Origin of the sequence: Delftia sp. SD018 (assembly GCF_017355445.1) — a bacterium.
Lineage (GTDB): Bacteria > Pseudomonadota > Gammaproteobacteria > Burkholderiales > Burkholderiaceae_C > Comamonas > Comamonas acidovorans.
Window position 1 is genome coordinate 36,025 of sequence record NZ_JADDRN010000022.1, and the last position, 22,281, is coordinate 58,305.

16 protein-coding genes are annotated in these 22,281 nt (G+C 61.6%); 15 read left to right on the plus strand and 1 reads right to left on the minus strand.

The genetic code is table 11. From position 1 onward, the window contains the following. Positions 1-502: 502 nt before the first annotated feature. The 7 genes from INR38_RS20520 (at position 503) to INR38_RS20550 (ending at position 10,697) form a co-directional block, all read left to right on the plus strand. A complete protein-coding gene (locus INR38_RS20520; RefSeq protein ID WP_207442732.1) occupies positions 503-2,482 on the plus strand; it encodes a hypothetical protein in 1,980 nt (659 codons plus the stop codon). Between the two features lie 22 nt (positions 2,483-2,504). Continuing rightward, positions 2,505-2,852, plus strand: a complete 348-nt coding sequence (locus tag INR38_RS20525; RefSeq protein ID WP_071956966.1) for an EamA family transporter — start codon at positions 2,505-2,507, stop codon at positions 2,850-2,852. A 459-nt stretch (positions 2,853-3,311) separates the two neighbouring features. Continuing rightward, positions 3,312-4,268: a glycosyltransferase family 2 protein gene (locus tag INR38_RS20530; RefSeq protein ID WP_207442733.1), complete on the plus strand. Its 957-nt coding sequence runs from the start codon at positions 3,312-3,314 to the stop codon at positions 4,266-4,268. Between the two features lie 159 nt (positions 4,269-4,427). Continuing rightward, positions 4,428-5,225, plus strand: coding sequence for an HAD-IIB family hydrolase (locus INR38_RS20535; protein ID WP_043820300.1), 798 nt, complete (start codon positions 4,428-4,430; stop codon positions 5,223-5,225). Between the two features lie 642 nt (positions 5,226-5,867). Continuing rightward, on the plus strand, positions 5,868-6,455 hold the full coding sequence (locus INR38_RS20540; RefSeq protein WP_013800427.1) for a fimbrial protein: 588 nt from the start codon (positions 5,868-5,870) through the stop codon (positions 6,453-6,455). A gap of 113 nt (positions 6,456-6,568) precedes the next feature. After that, positions 6,569-7,330, plus strand: a complete 762-nt coding sequence (locus tag INR38_RS20545) for a fimbria/pilus periplasmic chaperone (RefSeq protein WP_207442734.1) — start codon at positions 6,569-6,571, stop codon at positions 7,328-7,330. 274 nt (positions 7,331-7,604) lie between these two features. Continuing rightward, complete coding sequence (locus INR38_RS20550) at positions 7,605-10,697, plus strand: fimbria/pilus outer membrane usher protein (protein WP_207442735.1); 3,093 nt, start codon at positions 7,605-7,607, stop codon at positions 10,695-10,697. Positions 10,698-11,051: 354 nt separating this feature from the next. Here the strand turns inward: INR38_RS20550 and INR38_RS20555 are convergent, their stop codons facing one another. Next, on the minus strand, positions 11,052-11,312 hold the full coding sequence (locus tag INR38_RS20555) for a hypothetical protein (RefSeq protein ID WP_180289110.1): 261 nt from the start codon (positions 11,310-11,312) through the stop codon (positions 11,052-11,054). A 44-nt stretch (positions 11,313-11,356) separates the two neighbouring features. Between INR38_RS20555 and INR38_RS20560 the strand changes: the two genes are divergently transcribed. From INR38_RS20560 to INR38_RS20595, 8 genes are all read left to right on the plus strand, one after another. Continuing rightward, positions 11,357-12,379, plus strand: coding sequence for a fimbrial protein (locus INR38_RS20560; RefSeq protein WP_207442736.1), 1,023 nt, complete (start codon positions 11,357-11,359; stop codon positions 12,377-12,379). 200 nt (positions 12,380-12,579) lie between these two features. Continuing rightward, positions 12,580-16,602, plus strand: coding sequence for a trifunctional transcriptional regulator/proline dehydrogenase/L-glutamate gamma-semialdehyde dehydrogenase (putA, locus tag INR38_RS20565; protein WP_207475990.1), 4,023 nt, complete (start codon positions 12,580-12,582; stop codon positions 16,600-16,602). A 79-nt stretch (positions 16,603-16,681) separates the two neighbouring features. Continuing rightward, positions 16,682-18,184 (plus strand): sodium/proline symporter PutP, encoded by a 1,503-nt coding sequence (putP, locus tag INR38_RS20570; protein WP_180318657.1) that lies wholly within the window; start codon positions 16,682-16,684, stop codon positions 18,182-18,184. A gap of 152 nt (positions 18,185-18,336) precedes the next feature. Continuing rightward, a complete protein-coding gene (locus INR38_RS20575; protein ID WP_013800422.1) occupies positions 18,337-18,681 on the plus strand; it encodes a type II toxin-antitoxin system RelE/ParE family toxin in 345 nt (114 codons plus the stop codon). Further along, positions 18,678-19,010: an XRE family transcriptional regulator gene (locus tag INR38_RS20580; protein ID WP_013800421.1), complete on the plus strand. Its 333-nt coding sequence runs from the start codon at positions 18,678-18,680 to the stop codon at positions 19,008-19,010. The genes INR38_RS20575 and INR38_RS20580 overlap by 4 nt, the downstream gene beginning before the upstream one ends. A gap of 232 nt (positions 19,011-19,242) precedes the next feature. After that, the gene (locus INR38_RS20585; protein ID WP_016450058.1) at positions 19,243-20,229 is read left to right on the plus strand and encodes a TRAP transporter substrate-binding protein; all 987 of its coding nucleotides are present in this window, start codon (positions 19,243-19,245) and stop codon (positions 20,227-20,229) included. A 177-nt stretch (positions 20,230-20,406) separates the two neighbouring features. Beyond that, the gene (locus tag INR38_RS20590; RefSeq protein WP_013800419.1) at positions 20,407-20,922 is read left to right on the plus strand and encodes a TRAP transporter small permease; all 516 of its coding nucleotides are present in this window, start codon (positions 20,407-20,409) and stop codon (positions 20,920-20,922) included. A 19-nt stretch (positions 20,923-20,941) separates the two neighbouring features. Next, positions 20,942-22,228, plus strand: a complete 1,287-nt coding sequence (locus tag INR38_RS20595; protein ID WP_047327929.1) for a TRAP transporter large permease — start codon at positions 20,942-20,944, stop codon at positions 22,226-22,228. The last annotated feature ends 53 nt before the right edge of the window (positions 22,229-22,281 follow it).

Sequence of the window (22,281 nt, forward strand, 5' to 3'; positions counted from 1 at the left end):
TAAACCAACATATTAAAAAAACAAAGGATCACCTGGAGACCAAAGACAGCAGCAGTGTAAAGAAACAAGAAATAGAATCACGTGGCACTCGCAAATGTATCTTTACGCAATTACCAGCAACACTGCTTGCAAGCTTGAATACTAGCGATATCATCACACAGCACCCCAACATATTGAATGAACTGTGGGAGATGAAATTATTTTAAGTAGCCAGGACCATAACTGCGAGAAATTCGAGACGACCTGTCAGACAAACGATGAGCGTATCCTTCAGCCGGCCCGGGCAGCAGTGTTGCCACTACTGATAGATGGACATAAAAATTCTCTAGCTACCCATGCAAACCAAGAGCTTCGCCCGCTTGAGCCAGGATACTTTCGCCTAGTACTCAATTGCCCTATTGGCACTAATTTGCATTGGATAAATACCCGCCCCCTGGAGATCAATCACACATGGAGTACGGGCGAAAATTCCGCAATATAAATTCGCAATCGCACGAATCAAATGCATAGACTATATATTTCAGCGCTATGGTTAGCTTTTTTGTTGACAGCCGCAACCAAACGACTGATACAACACTTCCCCCCTCCAGAGGCAGAAATAAATGGTGATGCATTCTGGGTCTATTTACCTAATGCGCGCAAGCTAGCGGAGCATCCATGGGAATTTTTGACCACGGATCCCGCTAGCTATTATGTCGCTCCATTAGGATATATATGGGCTGCAGTCTGGAATGCCGACCCAGCAAGCATTCAGTTCGCCAATTGCATACTATTTCTTCTTTGCGTGCTGTTAATGTGGCGTTGCGCAGTATTACTTGGAGGCATCTTGGCAGGTATAGCAGCGACATCCCTGCTTGTATTCTTCCCAGAAATTATTGCTTACATTCCTCAGGTATTGACCGAAACACTATATTTATTCGGCTTAATGCTATGCACTACGTCAATTATTGAATATACACTGAAGAACCAGCGACCTCGTACGACATTGATCTTTTTTTCAATGGGTCTCACTATTACCCTGCTATCGAGACCTGTTCTGCAATTTTTTACATTAGGCGCCTTACTACTGGCGCTTGCATTCACGATATTTTGCACTCGACAAGTACCCCACCCAAGTACTGTCATCACCAAATTCTCCCAGCGAATTAATGGAAGATTTTGTATAGCGCTGCTGATAGCTCTAATGCTGCCGGCCGCTGTTGCCGTAAAAAATGGCATGTACTTTGGTGTTTGGGGTCTTGGAACTGGTGCGGGTTCAGGGCTCTACTATGGCTTAAGCCCCTACAAAATGGGTTTGGAACCTTTGTATTCAGGCTTCAGGTACGATGCAGGAATCACCCCTTCAACAGTCTCACCCCAGACTCAAGGCAACCCGCTCAATAAAACAGCAGATAAAATAAATGCGCGCGTTGCAATTGATATTCTCAAAAACACTTCACCACATGATAATGTAGTATTCTTTTTTGGAAAGCTAAAAGCCTGGTTATTTTACAGCACACCCGAATTACGTATTGCACCAAAACTCCGTACTCTCAGGACATTTGAATTGATGGCTATTCTCTTGGCCGCTTTAGCCTTGTCGGCAAGAGCACTGCGCAGCCCCGGGAGGTCCATGCCACAGCTACCCGGAACAGCAGGAGCAGATGGAGAGAAGTTGGTTGTCTTGCTATTTTTGGCACTACTGGTACTTGGCATGGTTCTTCAACTGGCACCGGTACTCTACAACACGCGTTACAATTTATTCTTTCTGGAACCTTGGTTAATGCTGCTCTGTGGCGTCAGTATCGCCATACTGCTTCAAAAGCCAATCAAGCAGCATTACACAGAAAAAACAGGAACCGCCTTTCAATGGTTCAAATGGACATCCCAGAGAATTCTCATAGGTTTACTACTAGCGGCCGTCCCCCCCGCAATTACACGTTATGCAGCGCGTCATGAGACGTTAAGTATGGATCCATACCGTCCAGGCCCCGTTCAGATCGTACTGGACCGGGATACCATGGGCCCAATGCGAGCCATCAATGCCACGCCTTTACAGACCGAAAAATGGCGTCTGGAGAGCAGTCCTGCCACCCTTGTTATTCCCCTTCGTATTCCGGACGCTGCCTCTTTGGCTCCTCAAAATATGTTGGACGCCATCTGGCGGCTGCGTTTCGCAATCAGCTCACCAGAGATGTCACACGCTTGCCGTAGAGCAAAAATGCAACTCAGCAACGGGCATGAGCCCGTCGGCTGGTACACACCGGAGCCACTCCTACCCCTTCATTTGGATGGCGCTCCTCATACCTATGCATTCCAAGGCAACGACATCTTGCGTCCAGCTGGTGATGGCGAGCTTTCTATCAGCTTTAACTGCCCTCCAGGCACTATCATAACTTGGTACGGGGCAGAGCTTCTTAGGTCAACGCTTCCCGAAGCTGCACGCGCGTTGATACAGCACGGCGTACCTATTGATCCCTACTTCCGTCGTGATCCTCGCTGAACCTTCCTTTTAAAACTCTGATATGACTCCGATCCTCACCAGCATTACTGTCCTGTGCGTCCTGGGCATCTCGCTTGGTCAGCTCCTTTTCAAAAAAGCCGCCCAATCCATTCCAGAGGCGGCTACTTGGCAACACTGGGTTTTGAACGGCTGGCTCATCACCGCTCTCGCTCTTTACGGATTTACTACTTTAGTATGGATATGGGTTCTGCGACATGCCCCTTTGCATCTTGCTTACCCTTTCATGGGCTTGGCTTTTTTGATTGTCCCTTGTTTGGGCTGGATTTTCTTAAATGAACCGATCCGAATTTCCACAATTATTGGGGGATCACTTATTCTTGCGGGAATCACGATATCAGCCCACGCTTAGTGACTCGACCAAAGGGCACGAGATCTATGCAACCGATCACTTCTATAGAAAAAATAGTTTAATTCTGCAAGCGGGCATTCAAACTCAAAAAAACTCAGAACACATAGGAAATGCAATTCACAAAATACAAGACATTTTCAGTATCTTTTCCCCTGAACTTCATTTATGAAAGTTGGCTTCTGATTTTCTGATCAGGAATACTGGAAGAAAATATTCTTGCTATTTTGCAACATGTTATGCCAAAGTATATAGATCACCCCAGCAAGCCTGTATTTTGGTAAAATTTTTCTTGCAGTCAAGAACCATATATATCCCGCGAGAAAACCCCAGGATTCAACGTCTCCTCTTGGAGCCAAACCGCTCTATATAAACATCCGGAACCCCAGACAACTAAACTATCCTACTGCTTCGGCAAAAGCCAAAGCACACTTACCATAGACGATTTTCTGAAGAGCCCCCATGCGCATCGCTGTCGCCATCCCCTGCTACAAGGTCACTCAACACGTGCAGGGTGTCATCCAAGCCATTGGCCCAGAGGTCGAGGCCATCTATGCCGTGGACGATGCCTGCCCCGCTGACAGTGGACGCTTCATCGAAGAAACCAACACGGATCCGCGTGTGCGCGTGCTCTACCATCCCGAGAACCGGGGTGTGGGCGGAGCCATCGTCACGGCCTACAAGGCGGCGATTGCCGACGGCATGGACATCGTGGTGAAGATCGACGGCGACGGCCAGATGGATCCCACGCTGCTGCCCCTGTTCGTGCGCCCCCTGCTGCGCCGCCAGGCCGACTACACCAAGGGCAACCGCTTCTACCGGCCCGAGTCGGTACAGGACATGCCGCCATTGCGCCTGTTCGGCAATGCCGTGCTGTCCTTCATGACCAAGCTCAGTTGCGGCTACTGGAACGTGATGGACCCCACCAACGGCTACACCGCCGTGCGCACCTGCGTGCTGGCCGAGCTGCCGCTGGACAAGCTGGAGCGCCGGTATTTCTTCGAGACCGACATGCTGTTTCGCCTGAACACTGTCCGCGCCGTCGTCAAGGATGTACCCATGGATTCAGTCTATGCCGATGAGGAGTCCAACCTCAGGATCGGCAAGGTGCTGCCCGAATTCCTGCGCAAGCATGCTTCACGGCTGGGGCGGCGCTATGTCTACAACTATCTGGTGCGCGACTTCAATATCGGCACGGTATACAGCCTGAGCGGCGCCTTGCTGGTCTTGGTGGGCACTATCTTCGGCCTCTGGCATTGGGTTGGAAACACCAGTCATCCAGCCACCAGCGGAACCGTCATGCTGGCAGCCTTGCCCATCATTATCGGCATCCAGTGCCTGATCGCCTTTTTGCACTACGACGTGAGCAGTGTTCCAACCGAACCGGTCAGCCTGTCACTTGAGGATTCAGATGCGTGAACTGTCCCCAGACAACCCCAAGGACGGCTCCGACAAGTTCTACAAGGCCATCGTCGAATTCGCCAGGCAGTAGGATGGAGCCCGTGCGCGCACGATCCGTGCGCGCAAACGCTGCCCTTTTACAAGCCGCCCCGGGCGGCTTTTTGCATTTTGACGACCGTGCCTACAACCCTCCAGCCGCTGTCCCTCTGGACACCTCCCGCATCGCCGCTCGGCATCCTCACCGACATCGACGACACCCTGACCACCGAGGGCGTGGTGCCGGACCATGTCGTCGATGCCATCGCCCGGCTCAAGCAGTCCGGCCTGCGCGTGGTGCCGATCACGGGCAGGCCCGTGGGCTGGAGCGAGCCTTTTGCCCAGGCCTGGCCCGTGGATGCCATCGTGGCCGAGAACGGCGCTGTGGCACTGCGGCGCAATGCGCAGGGCGGGCTGGACAAGCTCTACCAGCAGGACGAGGCCACGCGCACCGCCAACTACGCGCGCATGCAGCAGGTGCTGGCCGAGATCGAGGCCACCGTGCCCGGGGCGCTGCGCGCCACCGACTCGGCGGGCCGCGAATGCGACATTGCCGTGGACCACAGCGAATTCACCCAGATGCCCCAGCAGGACATTGACCGCTGCGTGGCCATCATGAAGGCGGCGGGCATGAACGCCACCGTCAGCTCCATCCACATCAACGGCTGGTTTGGCGCGCACAACAAGCTCGAAGGCGCGCGCTGGATCCTGCGCACGCTGTTCGACATCGACCTCGACGCCACGCTGGACCGCTGGATCTACATCGGAGACTCCACCAACGACCAGCTCATGTTCGAGCACATGCCCCACAGCCTGGGCGTGGCCAACATCGCGCGCTTCGTGCCCCAACTCAAGCACCTGCCTCGCCATGTCACCCAAGCCGAGCGAGGAGACGGCTTTGCCGAAATGGCGCAGTACCTGCTGACCCAGCGCCCCTGATCCACAGGGCCGAGGGCCGGTGCAGCCCTGGCAGGCCTGCGCCTTCGCCTTCGACTACCCCATCGGCCCCCTCCTGATCTGCGGGACCCGCGCTACCCCCCGCAGACACCATCAACCTCAGCACAGCCAACCGCCCGGCGCAGGCGGGCTGTGCACCCTCTTTTCCCCATTCGACAGAGCAAATCTAGGACTATTCCTAGATCAGGCATCAATTATCAGAATGCGCCCTATTTCATATAGTAGCGGTGCACACCTAGAATCCATCACATACCCAAAGAACAGGTTTTTGTTTCGCCTTTTTCTTTGACAGATTCTCTCCTGCATCCCATCCGCGCCATTGGGCACTGGTGTATTTGAACAATTCAACTTCAAACATGCCAGAGAAACAAACCTCGCCCATCCCTCGCCAACGCTCCCTCATCCGAACAATTTCTCCATGTCAGCGCCACCACCTATTCCAGCATGATCGCAACCCCTGCAAATCCTTGACCATGCTGACAGTTACCAACCATTGGATTGATGAGGTGAACATGGAACACTGATGATTTATTAACCACTCAACCATTCACACACTCTCTTATTCCACCAGCGCATTCATCGCTGCTGGAATTTCATTTATCTCTTCAACTCGAGGGAATACCCATGAAAAAGATCGCATTGCTGACATCGGTTGCCGGCCTGGTCATGATGGCCATGAACACCGCTCAAGCAGCAGACGGCACCATCAACTTCACGGGCGAGGTGGTCACCACCACCTGCAAGGTGGACACCACGGTCGCCGGCGCCGCCAAGGACGGCGTGAAGCTGCCCAACGTGGCGAACAACCAGCTGGCCACCGTGGGTGCCACGGTCGGCCGCCAGGCGTTCTCGCTGGAACTCAGCGGCTGTGAGCTGGCCACCGCCACCTCCACAGCGCCCGTCTCCAAGGTCGCCGTGTTCTTCGAAGCCGGCCCCAACGTGGACCTGGTCACCGGCATGCTCAAGCCCGCAGCGGCCAGCGGTACTGGTGCGCCCACCGTGGCCTCCGGTGTCCAGATCGCCATCGTGGATCCCAGCAACAACGAGCGCCTGAAGATCGGTTCCGCCCAATCGCGCTTTGTGGACATCGACAACAAGGTCGGTGGCAATGGCCGGGCCATCATGCGTTTCGCCTCCGAATACGTGGCCACCGGCCCCGTGACGGCCGGCCGTACGGACACCTCGGTGACCTACTCGCTGGTCTATCAGTAATCACTGACTTTCAGGCATATCGGCCGCCTTGCGGTGGTCGATATGCCGTGTCTTCTGCTTTTCTGACATGGGCCCGGCCCCAGTCTTTCGCTCAAAACCCAGAGAGTTCTCCGATGCTGACGATCAAACGTTCATATGGGCTTGCTGCCATCCTGTTGTCCCTTCTTCTTGGAACGGCGGCACAGGCCAGCGTGACATTGACGGGCACGCGCATCATCTTCCCCAGTGGCGAGAAGGAAGCCACCATCCAGCTCACCAACGAAGGCAGCAAACCTGCCCTGGTGCAGACCTGGCTGGACAAGGGCAACAACCAGGAATCGCCTGACAACATCGACGTTCCCTTCGTCATCACACCCACCATCATGCGCATCGAGGCGGGCAAGAGCCAGACGTTGCGCATCATCTATTCGGGCGAAGCACTGCCTGCTGACAAGGAATCCCTGTTCTGGCTCAACGTGCTGGACGTCCCGCCCAAGGCGGAAATGGAAGGCGACTCCAACAATCTCCAGTTCGCCTTTCGCACTCGCGTCAAGCTCATGTACCGGCCCGGCAATCTGCCCGGCAATGCCCAGGAAGCTCCTGCCCAGCTTCAATGGTCGGCAGGCGTTGACGCCAAAAACCAGCCTGTGTTGAAAGCACGCAATCCCAGCGCCTTTGTGGTCAATGTGGCTGGCGTTGAATTGCAGCTCAACGGCAAATCCTTCGAGGCAGGCGTCGGACCCGTTCTTCCCGGCCAGGTGGCCGCCTTCCCAATCAAGGAACCTGCGGGTGCCAATATGGCTGGCGCGACCGGTGCCACGGTGATGTTCAGCAGCATCAATGATTGGGGCGCCAGTCTCAACCACGAAGCCAGGATTGGCAATTTCGCCAATTAAACAGGGCAATGCGAGCACAGCCACGCGAATCCCCCGTCCTCTCCGGTCTGATTATCTAATGCCACTGCATTTTCAGCCCGGCCAGCACACCGATACCCAGCGTTAATACCCAGCGAAACTGCATCGGTCTCTTTACCGGGACTGGCACATCGGCCTTGGCCGTTCGCTTTGCATCGGGCGCACAGCATTAGGAGATAAGCAAATGATCAGGCCAGTCTTTCCATATTCAGAAAAGGGAATCAAAAGCCGGCATACAAGGCAAGGAAAAGGAACAATGCCGGGGCCAGGCCAAGGCCCTGCCGGATATTTCCAACTGAAGCCCGGCCATGCGCTGCTGCTCTCCGTGCTGGTCTGCTGGCAATCCGAGGCCCAGCAGGGCCAGCAGGTCAAGGAAGTCACGACCTCCACGTCCACCGGCCAGTGGCAGCCCACGCCGGCTGCCGTCGACTTCGACCCCAGCTTTCTGAATACCGGCAAGCAGACCATTGACGTTTCGCGCTACTCGCGCGCCAACGTGGTCACGGCAGGCAGCTACAACCCAGACATCTACATCAACGGCAACTGGGTTGGCCGCAGCGAAGTGCAGTTCAAGGCCCAGGCCGGCTCGCAGGACGCGCTGCCCTGCCTGGACAAAGCACTGCTGGAGAAGGTGGGCATCGACCTCTCGCGCCTGCCGCCCGAGGCCGCCTTGAAGCTGGTGGCCGACGGTGGCTGCAACCGGCTGGACCAGATCGTGGCAGGCGCCTTGACCAGTTTCGACTTCGGCAAGCAGCGACTGGACCTGAGCGTGCCCCAGGCCTCGCTGCGCCGCTCGGTGCGCGGCTATGTCAGTCCCGACCAATGGAGCGCTGGCGTGCCTGTCGGCCTGCTCGGCTACCAGTTCAACACCTACCACGGGCGCTCCAGCAACGCAGAAAACACCACGCAGAGCTACCTGGGCCTGAACGGCGGCGTCAACATCGACCGCTGGCATTTCCGGCACAACGGCTCCTTCAGCTGGGCGGACACTGGACGGGGCAACTACCAGAACATCTCCACCTACGCACAGCGCGACATTGCCGACTGGTCTTCCCAGCTCATACTGGGCGACACCTACACGGGTGGCGACCTGATGGACTCCACCTCGTTTCGCGGCATACGCTTGAACAGTGATGACCGCATGCTGCCCGACTCCCAACGCGGCTACGCGCCCGTGGTGCGCGGCGTGGCCAACACCAATGCCCGAGTCACCATCACGCAGAACGGCATCAAGCTCTACGAAACCACGGTGGCGCCCGGCGCCTTCGTCATCAATGACCTCTATCCCACGGGCTACGGTGGCGACCTGCAAGTCAGCATCACCGAGGCCAATGGTGCCGTGCGCAGCTTTGCCGTGCCTTACGCGGCCGTGCCGCTGTCGCTGCGCGAGGGGCAGGACCGCTACAGCCTCACGGCGGGCGTGGTGCGCCACCTGCCCAATACTTCGCCGCTGTTCTCGCAGGCGACCTGGCAGCACGGCTTCACCAACATGCTGACCGGCTACGGCGGCGTGTCCGTGGCCAAGGGCCATATCTCGCCCATGATTGGCGCGGCGCTCACCACGCCCTGGGGTGCCTTTGGTGCAGACATCACGCACGCCTCCACCAGCATTCCCAATGACGGCTCCTTTTCCGGACAGAGCTTGCGTGCCAGCTACGCCAAGTCCTTTGCGCAGACTGGCACCCACGTGGCCATTGCCGCCTATCGCTACTCCACCAACGGATTCTTCGGCCTCAACGACGCCATGCGCGCACGGGATCAGGCCAATCTGCTACGGCCCTCCACGGACCTGTACCGGCCTCGCAACCGCGCCTCCCTGGTCATGGGCCAGCAGTTTGGCCCCGGGGGAGGCAGTCTCAGCCTCACGGCGTCCACTGCCAAGTACTGGAACCGCCAGGGCTCCAACGTCGACTACGCCCTTGGCTACAGCAACTCGTTCCGCAACATCTCCTACAACCTCTCTGCGGCGCGCCAGCGCGATGCCTGGGGACAGTCCAACACGTTCCTGCACGTGGGCCTGTCGATTCCGCTCAGCATGGAGCGCGGCATGATGCTTTCCACCAATACCAACCGCGACTCGCGCGGCCGCGTGCAGGCCCAGGCCAACCTGTCCGGGCTGCTGGGCGACGACAACGCCATCTCCTACGGCCTCAGCGCCAACCACAACACCGGTGGCATGAATGGCAGCAGCACCAGTGCCAGCGCCAACGCCACCTACCGCGCATCGCAGACCGAACTCAGCGGCAGCGTCAGCGCCAGCAGCGGCTACCAGCAGTTCTCGGTAGGCGCGCGTGGCGCCATCGTGGCCCACCCGGGCGGCGTGACGCTGTCGCAATCGGTATCTGACACCTTTGCCATCGTGGAGGCCAAGAACGCGGAAGGCGCGCGCATCAACAACGCGCCCGGAGTGAAGGTGGACAGCCGGGGCTATGCCGTCGTCCCGTATCTGACGCCGTTCTCGATGAACGAGGTCTCCATCGATCCCAAGGGCCTGTCGACGGACGTGGAACTCAAGGAAACCAGCCAGCACGTCGCGCCGCTGGCTGGCGCCGTGCCACTGCTGGTGTTCAAGACAGCCTATGGCCGCTCGGCCGTGATCCGCGCGCGGCAGGCAGGCAACATGCCTGTGCCCTTTGGCGCCAGCGTGCTGGACATGGACGGCAAGGAGTTGGGCATGATCGGCCAGGCCGGCAAGCTTCTGGCTCGCGGGCTGTCAGACCAGGGCGAACTGCAGGTGCAATGGAAGACCGACACCGGCATGGTGGGCTGCAACCTCTCCTATACCCTTCCTGAAAGAAAGCGCAGCACCACCTACCAGCCGCCGCAAAGCCTGGAACTGCCCTGCGTGGCCAGCAGCAACCTGGTGCCTGCGGCCACCGACGTGGCATCGGCCAAGCCGGGCAAGACCGCGGCAACCTCAACCGCAACCACCAATGCCAAGACAGCCGTGGCAGGCGCCCCGGCCTCCAACGCTGCGTCGGCCGTGGCTCTGGCCGGCATGACCCAGGAACGTACGGCAGCAACGGCACCGGCCACGGCAGTCGCCAGCGCCCCGGCAGTCACTGCGGCGGCAGTGCTGCCCGCTCGTGCCACACAGCCGAGCGACAGCCAGCAGGCACTGAAGCTGGAGCGCAACCTGGACGGCCTGCGCATGAGCGTCAAGATCAGCGCCTTGCCCACCACGGTGCCAGTCACCAGCAACGCGGGCAGAACTCCCGTGGCGGCAGGGCACGACGCAGGCACCGGCAAGCACAAGCCGCCGCAGCAAACCCTGCGGGCTGACCGTCCGCTGGCCATCCTGCAGCCCAGCCTGAAGATCAGCGCCTTGAAGGCGGCTGACAAGACCTGAATCTGAGGCGAACCCTCTTCCCAAAAGAGGGTTCGCGCTAGCCCAAGAAACGCCACATGGTGCGGCAACCGACAAGCATTTCGATAGTGCCCTTTTACGCGCCAGCGGCACGCAGCACTGCGCGGCCGTACCGTACACAACGCACTCTTGCAGTCATTGGCTCGTGCTGCCACGCCTGCTTGCCGTTTGACGGCTGCAACCGGCGGCTCGGCTGCGCAGCAGATTGAAAAATGAGCGGTTCGATATGCAATACCGTGCCGGCAGCAATTCTGGCCAACTCTTGGTCTATTTTCAAATAAGCACACCATTAAGAATTACCCCTCAGGTGCTCACCTGCCGTGTATCCGCCCCCTATCAATCTTCTTTTGGGAAATGTGCATTTTTCGTCTTCCACGCCCGTGGGCACCACTTCGCAGAGCCGTAGGCAATACCAACCAGTGGTTTGCAGGCAGCGCCGTATTCTGGCAAGGCAAACTGGATATTCCCTTGAAGGCCCGCCATCTGAACACCGCTCCCCAGGTGACGCCGGGCAAGGCCAATGGTGCGACCACATTCACGATGAGCTATCAGTAGCACGGTCTGATACTTCTGAGCCTTTGGGGAACCAACGTTCATGCGTGCATTGGGCAGACCTTACCCGATGCTCGAAAGGAAACTCCGTGAAAAATGCACTTCGCATCCTCAAAAGTTCATTTATTCCATTGACTTGGGCCTTGACTACCCCTTCAACATGGGCCTTGTGCAAATTGAACACCAGCGACGGCTTGCCGTACTTTACGGCCGAACTCTCCGGCATGACAGTCCCCGAATTCGCACCTGGTGACTACGACATTGGAAGCACCATCTACAAATACAGCGGCCCGTTGAAACTTACCAATAAAATCCCAGAATCCAAGAATCCACAGTTTGAATGTGTTCCTGGAATAGAAGACTACCTCACAGGCATCGGCCCTCATGAAAATGGTCTTTATGCAGCCCCTGGAACCATCAAGAATATCAAGTTAAAATTAAGCGCCTTCACAATTCCGTTCCCTTTTTTGGTCTACTCAACAGTTCCAAAGACAAGTGGCAATTGGAATGAAGCGAGCTTTTATTATGATATCGAATTAATCAAAACGGGCCCCATCTCCAGTGAGGGCACATTATCTGGCTCATTCGCTCAATCCCGTGCCAATGATTCGGCCGGACAATTGCTGGTCGATTTTCGTTTCGCGGCCCCGGTCGTCATTCGTCCCCGCGTTCCTACCTGCAAGGTCAGGGTGAAAGAAATAAGGTTCGACATGGGCGCCGTGCTCATGAGGTCGTCCGGTGGCGTGGGAGCCACCAGCGTCAGCAGCGAGGAACAGAACATTCAGCTGGACTGCTCGGGCGGCGATACAGGGACCGCAACGCAGGTGTACGTGACACTGACCGATGTGACCGACCGCAACAACACGTCCTCCAACCTCACGCTGAACAGGACCTCCACGGCACGAGGCATTGCCGCGCAAATCCTCAGCAACGGCAAGCCGGTGCGGTTCGGCGCAGAAGCGGACGACACCAGCCGATGGTTGGCGGGCGACGTTCCCCAAGGGCAGACGGCGTTCTTGATTCCGCTGCAGGGACGCTACGTGCAGACGGAAGACCGGGTTGTACCCGGCAGCGCCAACGCTTCCGCAGAGTTCACCATCCATTACCAGTAAGCGCAGGCGCTGGAGCCATCCGCAGGACGACCCGGGAAGCCGTGAGAGCGGCCCGCCTGGACGGGCTCCATGGGACCCAGCTTGCCTGAGTAAATACAAAGGGTTTACCCCCTATCAAAAAAGGTGCAACCCATGTGAAATCACGCCGAATCCGGTTGCACCCCAGTCATCGAAAAAGCACTTTCCCTTTCCAATCCATTATGTCCACCACCGTAGGCATCAAAGTCGACGACGCCTTGCGCGAGCGCATCCGCGTCGCAGCCCAGCAGATGGGTCGCACACCGCACTGGCTGATCAAACAGGCCGTCGTTCAGTACGTCGATGCGCTGGAGCGCGGCGCAACCACCATCCGGCTTGCAGGCGCAGGCGACAGCCCTGGCGATGTCGCGATCGAAGAGGCGCAACCCAACGCTGGCCAAGAGGTACAACCTTTTCTGGAATTCGCCCAGTCCATCCTCCCGCAGACGCCGTTGCGCGCTGCCATCACGGCCGCCTGGCACCGGCCCGAGCCCGAGTGCCTGCCGGTGCTGCTGCCGCTAGCACGCGCCCAGGATGCCCAGCAGGCCGACAAGGTCCGCGAGCTGGCGACCCGGCTGGTGCAGGGCCTGCGCGATGCGCCGGCCGGCAGCGGCGTGGCGGCGCTGGTACAGGAGTTCTCGCTGTCCAGCCAGGAAGGCGTGGCGCTGATGTGCCTGGCCGAGGCGCTGCTGCGCATTCCCGACCGAGCCACGCGCGATGCGCTGATCCGCGACAAGATCAGCAAGGGCGACTGGCGCGCCCATGTGGGCCGCTCGCCCTCGCTGTTCGTGAACGCGGCGGCCTGGGGCCTGGTGCTGACGGGCAAGCTCACGTCCACCAGCAGCGAGAAGAACCTGTCGTCGGCGCTGACGCGCGTGATCGGCAAGGGCGGCGAGCCGCTGATCCGCCAGGGCGTGCACCGCGCCATGAAGCTGATGGGCGAGCAGTTCGTGACGGGCCAGGACATTGCCGAGGCGCTGGCCAACAGCCGCGCCTATGAAAAACAGGGCTTTCGCTACAGCTACGACATGCTGGGCGAGGCGGCCGCCACCGATTCCGACGCACAGCGCTACCTGCAGGCCTACGAGCAGGCCATCCACGCGATTGGCGCGGCATCCAACGGGCGCGGCATCTTCGAGGGGCCGGGCATCTCCATCAAGCTGTCGGCCCTGCACCCGCGCTACAGCCGCGCGCAGTACGAGCGTGTGATGGCCGAACTGCTGCCGCGCGTGCTGCAACTGGCCGAGCTGGCCAAGCAGTACGACATCGGCATGAACATCGACGCCGAAGAGGCCGAAAGGCTGGAGCTGTCGCTGGACCTGCTGGAGGCCTTGTGTGCCGCGCCCTCGCTCAAGGGCTGGAACGGCATAGGCTTTGTGGTCCAGGCCTACCAGAAGCGCTGCCCGCAGGTGCTGGACTACCTGGTGGACCTGGCCCGCCGCAGCCGCCGCCGCCTGATGGTGCGCCTGGTCAAGGGCGCCTACTGGGACAGCGAGATCAAGCGCGCCCAGGAAGGCGGCCAGGCCGGCTACCCGGTCTATACGCGCAAGGTCTATACCGATGTGAGCTACCTGGCCTGCGCGCGCAAGCTGCTGGATGCGCCCGATGCCATCTATCCCCAGTTCGCCACGCACAACGCGCAGACCCTGGCCAGCATCTACCACCTGGCCCAGGCCGTGGGCGGCAGCTACTACAGCGGCCAGTACGAGTTCCAGTGCCTGCACGGCATGGGCGAGCCGCTGTACGCACAGGTGACGGGCCCGGCCTCCGAAGGCAAGCTGGCCCGCCCCTGCCGCATCTATGCGCCCGTGGGCAGCCATGAGACGCTGCTGGCCTATCTGGTGCGCCGCCTGCTGGAGAACGGTGCCAATACCTCGTTCGTGAACCGCATCGGCGACGCCTCCGTGCCGGTCTCCGACCTGGTGGCCGACCCGGTGGACGAGGTGATGAAGATCGCGCGCAACGAAGGCCGGCTGGGCGCCCCCCACCCGCGCATTGCGCTGCCGGCCGATCTGTTCGCGCAGCAGGGAGACAAGCCAGGGCAGGCCCGCGCCAATTCCCAGGGCCTGAACCTGGCGCACGAGCAGCAACTGGCCTCGCTGGCCGCCGCGCTGCTGCACAGCACGCGCCAGACCTATCTGGCCGCCCCCGCGGATGCCGACCTGCCTGCCGACCCGGCGCGTACCGAAGGCTGGCAGCCCATGCGCAACCCGGCCGAGCTGTCCGACATCGTGGGCTGGGTGCGCGAGACCACGGCGGCCGAGGCCGAAGCCGCCGCCGCGCGCGCCGCGCAGGCCGCGCCCATCTGGGCCGGCACACCGCCCGCCGCCCGTGCCGACGCGCTGGCCCGCGCCGCCGATCTGCTGGAGCAACGCAGCCAGCCGCTGATGGGCCTGATCATGCGGGAAGCAGGCAAGACCCTTTCCAACGCCGTGGCCGAAGTCCGCGAGGCCGTGGACTTCCTGCGCTACTACGGCGCCCAGGCGGCCGCGCATTTCGACAACGCCGCGCAGCGCCCTCTGGGCGTGGTACTGGCCATCAGTCCCTGGAACTTCCCGCTGGCCATCTTCTGCGGACAGGTGGCTGCGGCCCTGGCTGCCGGCAACACGGTGCTGGCCAAGCCTGCCGAGCAGACACCGCTGACGGCCGCCGCCATGGTGGCCCTGCTGCACGAGGCTGGCGTGCCGCGCGACGCGCTGCAGTTGGTGCCGGGCACGGGCGAGACCGTGGGCGCAGCCCTGGTGGCCCATGCCCAGGTGGCGGGCGTGATGTTCACGGGTTCCACCGAGGTGGCGCGCCTGATTGCACGCCAGCTGTCCCGCCGCCTGTCGCCTGCGGGCCGCACCATTCCGCTGATTGCCGAGACCGGCGGCCAGAACGCCATGGTGGTGGACTCCTCGGCCCTGGCCGAGCAGGTGGTGGCCGATGTGCTGGCCTCGGCCTTCGATTCGGCCGGCCAGCGCTGCTCTGCCCTGCGCCTGCTGTGCCTGCAGGAAGAGGTGGCCGACCGCACGCTGACCATGCTGCGCGATGCGCTGCAGGAGTGGAACCTGGGCAACCCCGACCGCCTGAGCACCGATGTGGGCCCCGTGATCGACGATGCGGCGCGCCGCCAGATCGAGCAGCACATAGAGCAGATGGCCGCAGCGGGCCAGAAGGTCACCCGCGTGGAACGCAAGGACGGCGTGCTCAATGGCCACTACGTGGCACCGGCCCTCATCGAGATCGACAGCACCACGCGCCTGCAGCGCGAGGTCTTCGGCCCCGTGCTGCATGTGATCCGCTTCAAGCGCGAGCAGCTGGACGCGCTGGTCGATGGCATCAACGCCACCGGCTACGGCCTGACCTTCGGCGTGCACAGCCGCATCGACGAGACCATTGCCCACCTCACCCAGCGCGTGCATGCGGGCAACATCTATGTGAACCGCAATGTGATCGGCGCCATGGTGGGCGTGCAGCCCTTCGGCGGCATGGGCCTGTCGGGCACGGGGCCCAAGGCCGGCGGCCCGCTGTACCTGCACCGACTGGCACAGGGGCCGGCCAGCGCGGCGCTGTCCGTCTTTGCGCGGGCCGAGTCGTCCGCCCAGGCACCGCTGCAATTGCTGGGCCTGCTGCGCGAGACGCTGTCCAAGGCCCCGCCCCAGGACATGTCTGCCGATGAGCAGGTGCAGGCCCTGGCTGCCTGCGACGAGGCCCTGGCCGCCTCGCGCCTGGACGCCGCCATGCTGCTGCCCGGCCCCACGGGCGAATCCAACCGCTACCGCCTGCTGCCGCGCGGCCCCGTCTGGGCATTGCCGCGCACGCCGCTGGGCCTGGTGGCCCAGGTGGCAGCAGCCCTGGCCAGCGGCAACGCCTGCCATGCGGTGCTGCCCGACAACGGAACAGGCGCCGCCACCTGGCAGGCGCTGCGCGCCGCTGCGGGCGATGCCGGTGTGCCATGGCTGCACAGCGCCAGCGCCGACTCCCTGGCCGATTCGGCAGCGCCCATGGCGGCCTTGCTGTTCGAGGGCGACGGCGACGCCCTGCTGCAGGTCTGCGCCCAGGTCGCCGCGCGCGACGGTGCCCTGGTGCGCGTGGAAAGCCGCAACAGCGACGAGTTGCATGCGGGCTGCGGCTATGACTTGGCTGCGCTGTTCCACGAGCAATCCATCAGCACCAATACCGCCGCCGCAGGCGGCAATGCACAGCTCATGACCATGGCTTGAACCGCCGGGGCCGGCACAACCGGCCCCTGGCAAGCGCCCCGCACCACCCGAAAAAACACGACCAACGCAGGACACTTCAATGCAATTCAACTGGAACGACCCGACGGCGATCATGTTCGCCATCTACCTGGTCGCCATGCTCGGCATCGGCGCCATCGGCTACTTCAGCACCAAGAATCTTTCCGACTACATCCTGGGCGGCCGCAGCCTGGGCAGCTTCGTGACGGCGCTGTCGGCCGGCGCCTCGGACATGAGCGGCTGGCTGCTGATGGGCCTGCCCGGCGCCATCTACCTGTCCGGCCTGTCGGAAGCCTGGATCGCCATCGGCCTGATCCTGGGCGCCTACCTGAACTGGCGCCTGGTGGCGGCGCGGCTGCGCCTGTACACCGAGCGCGCCGGCAATGCGCTGACGCTGCCCGACTACCTGGCCAACCGCTTCGAGGACCACTCCAGCGTGCTGCGCATCGTGACGGCCGTGGTGATTCTGGTGTTCTTCACGCTGTACTGCGCCTCGGGCGTGGTGGCGGGCGCGCGCCTGTTCGAGAACATGTTCGGCATGCCCTACAGCACGGCCCTGTGGGTGGGCGCGCTGTGCACCATCGCCTATGTGTTCATCGGCGGCTTCCTGGCCGTGAGCTGGACGGACACCATCCAGGCCTCGATGATGATCACGGCGCTGATCCTGGCGCCCGTGATCGCCTGGCTGGCCGTGCAGGGCCATCTGCAGCCGGGCCAGGACCTGCACGCCATCGTGGCAGCAGAGAAGTTCGACCTGTTCCGTGGCGCCAGCTTCGTGGGCGTGGTCTCGCTGCTGGCCTGGGGCCTGGGCTACTTCGGCCAGCCGCACATCCTGGTGCGCTTCATGGCGGCCTCGTCGGTGCAGACCATTCCCTCGGCCCGCCGCATCAGCATGACCTGGATGATCCTGTGCCTGGCCGGCGCCGTGGCCGTGGGCTTCATCGGCATCCCCTACTTCGCGGCCAACCCCGGTGGCGCCGCCGCCGTGAACGCCAATGCCGAGACGGTGTTCATGGAGATCACCAAGCAGCTGTTCAACCCCTGGATCTCGGGCGCGCTGCTGGCAGCCATCCTGGCGGCCGTGATGAGCACGCTGTCGTGCCAGCTGCTGGTGTGCTCCAGCGCGCTGACCGAAGACATTTACCGCACCTTCCTGCGCAAGAACGCCAGCCAGATCGAACTGGTCTGGATCGGCCGCGCCATGGTGCTGCTGGTGGCCTTGATCGCCATCGCCATCGCCAGCAACCCCGACTCCAAGGTGCTGGGCATGGTCAGCTACGCCTGGGCTGGCTTCGGCGCCGCCTTCGGCCCGGTGATCATCCTGTCGCTGTTCTGGAGCCGCATGACGCGCGGCGGCGCGCTGGCCGGCATCATCACCGGCGCCGTGACGGTGCTGGTGTGGAAGCAGTTCGGCTGGCTGGGCCTGTACGAGATCATCCCCGGCTTCATCCTGGCCTGGCTGGCCACGGTGGTCGTCAGCCGCATGGGCCCTGCGCCTTCGCAAAGCATCCTGAAAGCGCATGCGGCGGTGGAGAGCGAGTTCGAGCGGATCGGGGCTCGCTGAGCCGTGCGCACGAAGACGGCACCCCTGCCATGACGCAAAACGCCCGATGCCTGCGCCTCGGGCGTTTTTGCTTTGATGCACGCACTCGAAAGGCCATACAGCCGCTTTACGCCTTCGGCATGCCTGTATAAAATTTTATACAAGGATCTTCCATGGAGCAGGACAAAGACATCCGCTGGGTCGGATCCTCATACGACGATCTGCGGGACTTTCCCGCAGGCCCCAGGCGAGATGCGGGCTTTCAGTTGAGCAAGGTTCAGGCAGGCCAGGAACCGGAGGACTGGAAACCCTTCGACGACGTGGGCGCCGGGACACGGGAGATCCGCGTGAGGGACGCCAGCGGAGCGTTCCGGGTGATGTATGTGGCCAAGTTCGAGGAAGCGGTCTATGTATTGCACTGCTTCCAGAAGAAATCACAGGTGACAAGCCGGCACGACAAGGACATCGCATCGGCGCGCTACCGTGCCGTGGTCCACATGAGAAAGGCCAACAAATGAAGATCGATACAGAAATCCGCCATGTGACCAAGGCGAAGGCAAACCTCTTTCTGGAGCTGGGCTTTCCTGAAGACGAGGCATTGAAGCTGCAAGCTGCATCGCGCCAGCAGATCAACGACACCCATCTTCTCAAGGAGCAACTGATGGCGGAGCTGGCGCAATGGATTGCACAGCATCACCTGAAGCAGTCAGACGCGGCAGAGATCCTGATGGTGTCCCGCCCGCGCATCTCGGATGTGGTGAACAGAAAGACTGCAAAGTTCACCATTGACGCCCTGGTTGAAATGTTGAGCCGCGTGGGAAAGCCGGTGCGTCTGTCCATTGGTTGATATGCCGATCGCTGCCCACGACATCGCCAAATCAGATGCACCTCAACGCACATGACGAGCGCTTTGTACGTGGTCGCCACAAGGGGAGTGGTCACTACAATCCAGGGGCTCTTTTTTTCATCGCCGGGCCGCCCCAGGATGAAAAGCGGCCCCCTGCGGGGGACCGCAGACCTTGCCCTGCAAGGGGAGCGTGGGGGCCATTTTTCAACACACAACAAGTGAGACTGCCGCTATGCAAATGATCCGCCGCACCCTTCTTTCGACCTGCGTGGCCGCCATGGCGGCTGCTTCGGCTGGCGCCGTACTGGCCCAGACCAAGGAGGTCAAGGTGGGCTACGCCCTGGCCGTGAATTCGCACTACGGCGCGGCCGCCCAGGCCTGGGCCGATGCGGTGGAAAAGGGCACGAACGGCGCCTACAAGTTCAAGCAGTTCCCCGCGTCCGCCCTGGGCGGCGAACGCGAGCTGATCGAGGGTCTGCAGCTGGGCACGGTGGAGGCGGCCATAGTCTCCACGGGCGCCATCAGCAACTTCGTACCCGATGTGGGCGTGGTGGACATTCCCTTCCTGTTCCGCGACACGCAGCATGCGCGCGCCGTGCTGGACGGCGCCTTCGGCCAGGAACTGCTGGCCAAGTTCAGCAAGCGCGGCCTGGTCGCGCTGGCCTGGGGCGAGCAGGGCTTTCGCCACCTGTCCAACAACAAGCACGCCGTCAACGGCGTGGCCGATCTCAAGGGCCTGAAGATCCGCGTGACCGAGAACCCCGTGCACATCACGGCCTTCCGTACGCTGGGCGCATCGCCCACGCCCATGTCCTGGCCCGAGGTGATCGGTGCGCTGCAGCAGGGCACGATCGACGGCCAGGAGAACCCGATCTCGGTGCTGGCCTCGGCCAAGCTGTGGCAGGTGCAAAAGCACCTGACGCTGACGGCCCATGTGTACGCGCCCATGGCCCTGCTGGTGTCGCCCTCGTTCTGGGGCACGCTGAACGACAGCCAGAAGGCGGCCTTCACGCAGGGCGCCAAGTCGGGCGCCATCGCTTCGCGCGTGTTCGTGGACACGGTGGAGAAGAAGGGCGTGGAAGAGGCCAAGAGCCACGGCATGCAGGTGGTGGAGAAGGTGGACCAGGCCGCCTTCCGCACCGCGCTGGAGCCGGCCTACAAGGAATACGCGAAGAAGTTCGGCCAGAAGACGCTGGACACCATCGCCAACGCCAAGTAATCCCCTGACGCATTGCGGGCTGCGGCCCGCAGTGCAGGGCGCCCCGCTGCGGGCAACACCTGTGGCCCCGCACGGCGCCCGCGCCGATGATCTGACATCCGGCGGCAGCCCGGCCCTTGCCGCTATCGCGGCTCTTGCGGCTTTTTCGCCCCTGCCCTCCTGCCCTCGCCCACTCCTATGCTCAACCGAATCGAACGCGCCCTTGTGGCCTGCAACCGCTGGCTGCTGATCGTGCTGTTGCTGGCCATGGCCTGCATCGTGTTTGCCAATGTGGTGCTGCGCTACACCACGGGCGACTCCATTGTCTGGGCCGAGGAAGTGGCCCGGCACATGATGATCTGGGTCACCTTCCTGGGCGCGGGCCTGGTGCTGCGCTTCGGCGGCCATGTGGCCATCGACAACCTGCACCGCTCGGTGGGCACGCGCAAGGCGCAGTGGCTTCGCCGCCTCGTGGTGCTGGGCGTGGGCCTGTTCTGCGCGGTGATGGCGGTGGCCTCGTCGCAGTACGTCTGGGCCACGCGCTTCCAGACCACGGCGGCCACGGACATTCCGATCTCCTTCGTCTACGCGGCCATGCCCGTGGGCTTCGTGCTGATGCTGGTGCATCTGCTGTTCATTGCGCGCGGGTATATCGCAGACGGCTCGTTCGCGGAGTCGGATGAGATGGATGCCGACGCAGCCGCGTCGATCTGATCCACCAGGCAGACACATCATGGGTATCACGCTTTTCATCGCCATCATCGTCCTGCTCACGCTGGGCTTTCCGGTGGCCTTCGCGCTGGCGATCTCCGCCGCACTGGCCGTCTTCGTGGGGGGCCGCTATCCGCAGCTCATCGTGTTCAAGGAGATGTTCACGGGCATAGACAGCTTTCCGCTGATGGCCGTGCCCTTCTTCATCCTGGCGGCCGAGCTGATGTCGGGCGGGGCGCTCACGCATGTGCTGCTGCGCTTTGCCGCGCAGTTCGTGGGCCATCTGCGCGGCGGCCTGGGCTATGCCAATGTGCTGTCGCTGACGCTGTTCTCGGGCATTTCGGGTTCGGCCCTGGCCGATGCGGCCGGCCCCGGCTCGATGATGGTCAAGATGATGGACAAGGCCGGCTACGCGCGCTCCTACGCGGCGGCGCTGACGGCCAGCACGGCCATCGTGGGGCCCATCATTCCGCCGTCGGTGAGCATGATCATCTACGCGCTGCAGGATGAGAACGTGTCGGTGGGCGGGCTGTTCATGGCCGGCTTCATCCCCGGCATCCTGATCGCGCTGGCCATGGCCGCCGTGAACTGGTGGGTGTGCAGGAAGCGCGACTACCGCTCCACCGAGCCGCGCCCTGACGGCCGCACGATGTGGATCAACAGCTTCAAGGCGATTCCCGCGCTGATGCTGATCGTGCTCATCGTGGTGGGCATCCGCTTCGGCATTTTCACGCCCACCGAGGCGTCGGTGGTGGCCGTGTTCTACGCCCTGGTCTGCGGCAAGTGGGTGTACCGCACGCTGCAGTGGTCGGCGCTGCCGGGCATTGCGGCGCGCTCGGCCATGCTGACGGCCTCGGTGCTGCTGGTGATGGCGACTTCGGCCGCCTTTGCCTGGGTGCTGACGGTGGAGGGCATTCCACAGTACCTGTCCGAGCTGATCGTGAGCTGGGAGCTGTCGCCCACCCTGTTCCTGATCGCGGTGAACATCCTGCTGCTGGTGTTCGGCATCTTCATGGAGCCGCTGCCCGGCGTGATGATCCTGGTGCCCATCCTGGCGCCCATTGCGTTCAGCCTGGGCATCGATCCCACGCACTTCGCCATGGTGGTGATCGTGAACCTGACGCTGGGCATGATCACGCCGCCCGTGGGCGGGCTGCTGTTCGTGACCTCGGTGGCCACGCGCGTGTCCATCACCGATCTCACGCGCGAGATGCCGCTGTTCCTGCTGGCCCACTTCGTGGTGCTGTGCCTGCTGACCTTCATCCCCGCGCTGTCCACCTGGTTGCCGCATACGCTGGGCTTCCAGTGACGACAAGGGCCTCCGAGTGAGGCCCTTTTTTTTGCCGCCGGGCCGCCCCAAGG

What these genes read in the sequence shown, in the direction of transcription:
- INR38_RS20520 (WP_207442732.1), top strand. Translation starts at nt 503, where the DNA reads ATGCATAGACTATATATTTCAGCGCTATGGTTAGCTTTTTTGTTGACA.
- INR38_RS20590 (WP_013800419.1), top strand. Translation starts at nt 20,407, where the DNA reads ATGCTCAACCGAATCGAACGCGCCCTTGTGGCCTGCAACCGCTGGCTG.
- INR38_RS20555 (WP_180289110.1), bottom strand. Translation starts at nt 11,312, where the DNA reads ATGAACGTTGGTTCCCCAAAGGCTCAGAAGTATCAGACCGTGCTACTG.
- INR38_RS20540 (WP_013800427.1), top strand. Translation starts at nt 5,868, where the DNA reads ATGAAAAAGATCGCATTGCTGACATCGGTTGCCGGCCTGGTCATGATG.
- INR38_RS20595 (WP_047327929.1), top strand. Translation starts at nt 20,942, where the DNA reads ATGGGTATCACGCTTTTCATCGCCATCATCGTCCTGCTCACGCTGGGC.
- INR38_RS20550 (WP_207442735.1), top strand. Translation starts at nt 7,605, where the DNA reads ATGCCGGGGCCAGGCCAAGGCCCTGCCGGATATTTCCAACTGAAGCCC.
- putP (WP_180318657.1), top strand. Translation starts at nt 16,682, where the DNA reads ATGCAATTCAACTGGAACGACCCGACGGCGATCATGTTCGCCATCTAC.
- INR38_RS20530 (WP_207442733.1), top strand. Translation starts at nt 3,312, where the DNA reads ATGCGCATCGCTGTCGCCATCCCCTGCTACAAGGTCACTCAACACGTG.
- INR38_RS20525 (WP_071956966.1), top strand. Translation starts at nt 2,505, where the DNA reads ATGACTCCGATCCTCACCAGCATTACTGTCCTGTGCGTCCTGGGCATC.
- INR38_RS20545 (WP_207442734.1), top strand. Translation starts at nt 6,569, where the DNA reads ATGCTGACGATCAAACGTTCATATGGGCTTGCTGCCATCCTGTTGTCC.
- INR38_RS20585 (WP_016450058.1), top strand. Translation starts at nt 19,243, where the DNA reads ATGCAAATGATCCGCCGCACCCTTCTTTCGACCTGCGTGGCCGCCATG.
- putA (WP_207475990.1), top strand. Translation starts at nt 12,580, where the DNA reads ATGTCCACCACCGTAGGCATCAAAGTCGACGACGCCTTGCGCGAGCGC.
- INR38_RS20575 (WP_013800422.1), top strand. Translation starts at nt 18,337, where the DNA reads ATGGAGCAGGACAAAGACATCCGCTGGGTCGGATCCTCATACGACGAT.
- INR38_RS20580 (WP_013800421.1), top strand. Translation starts at nt 18,678, where the DNA reads ATGAAGATCGATACAGAAATCCGCCATGTGACCAAGGCGAAGGCAAAC.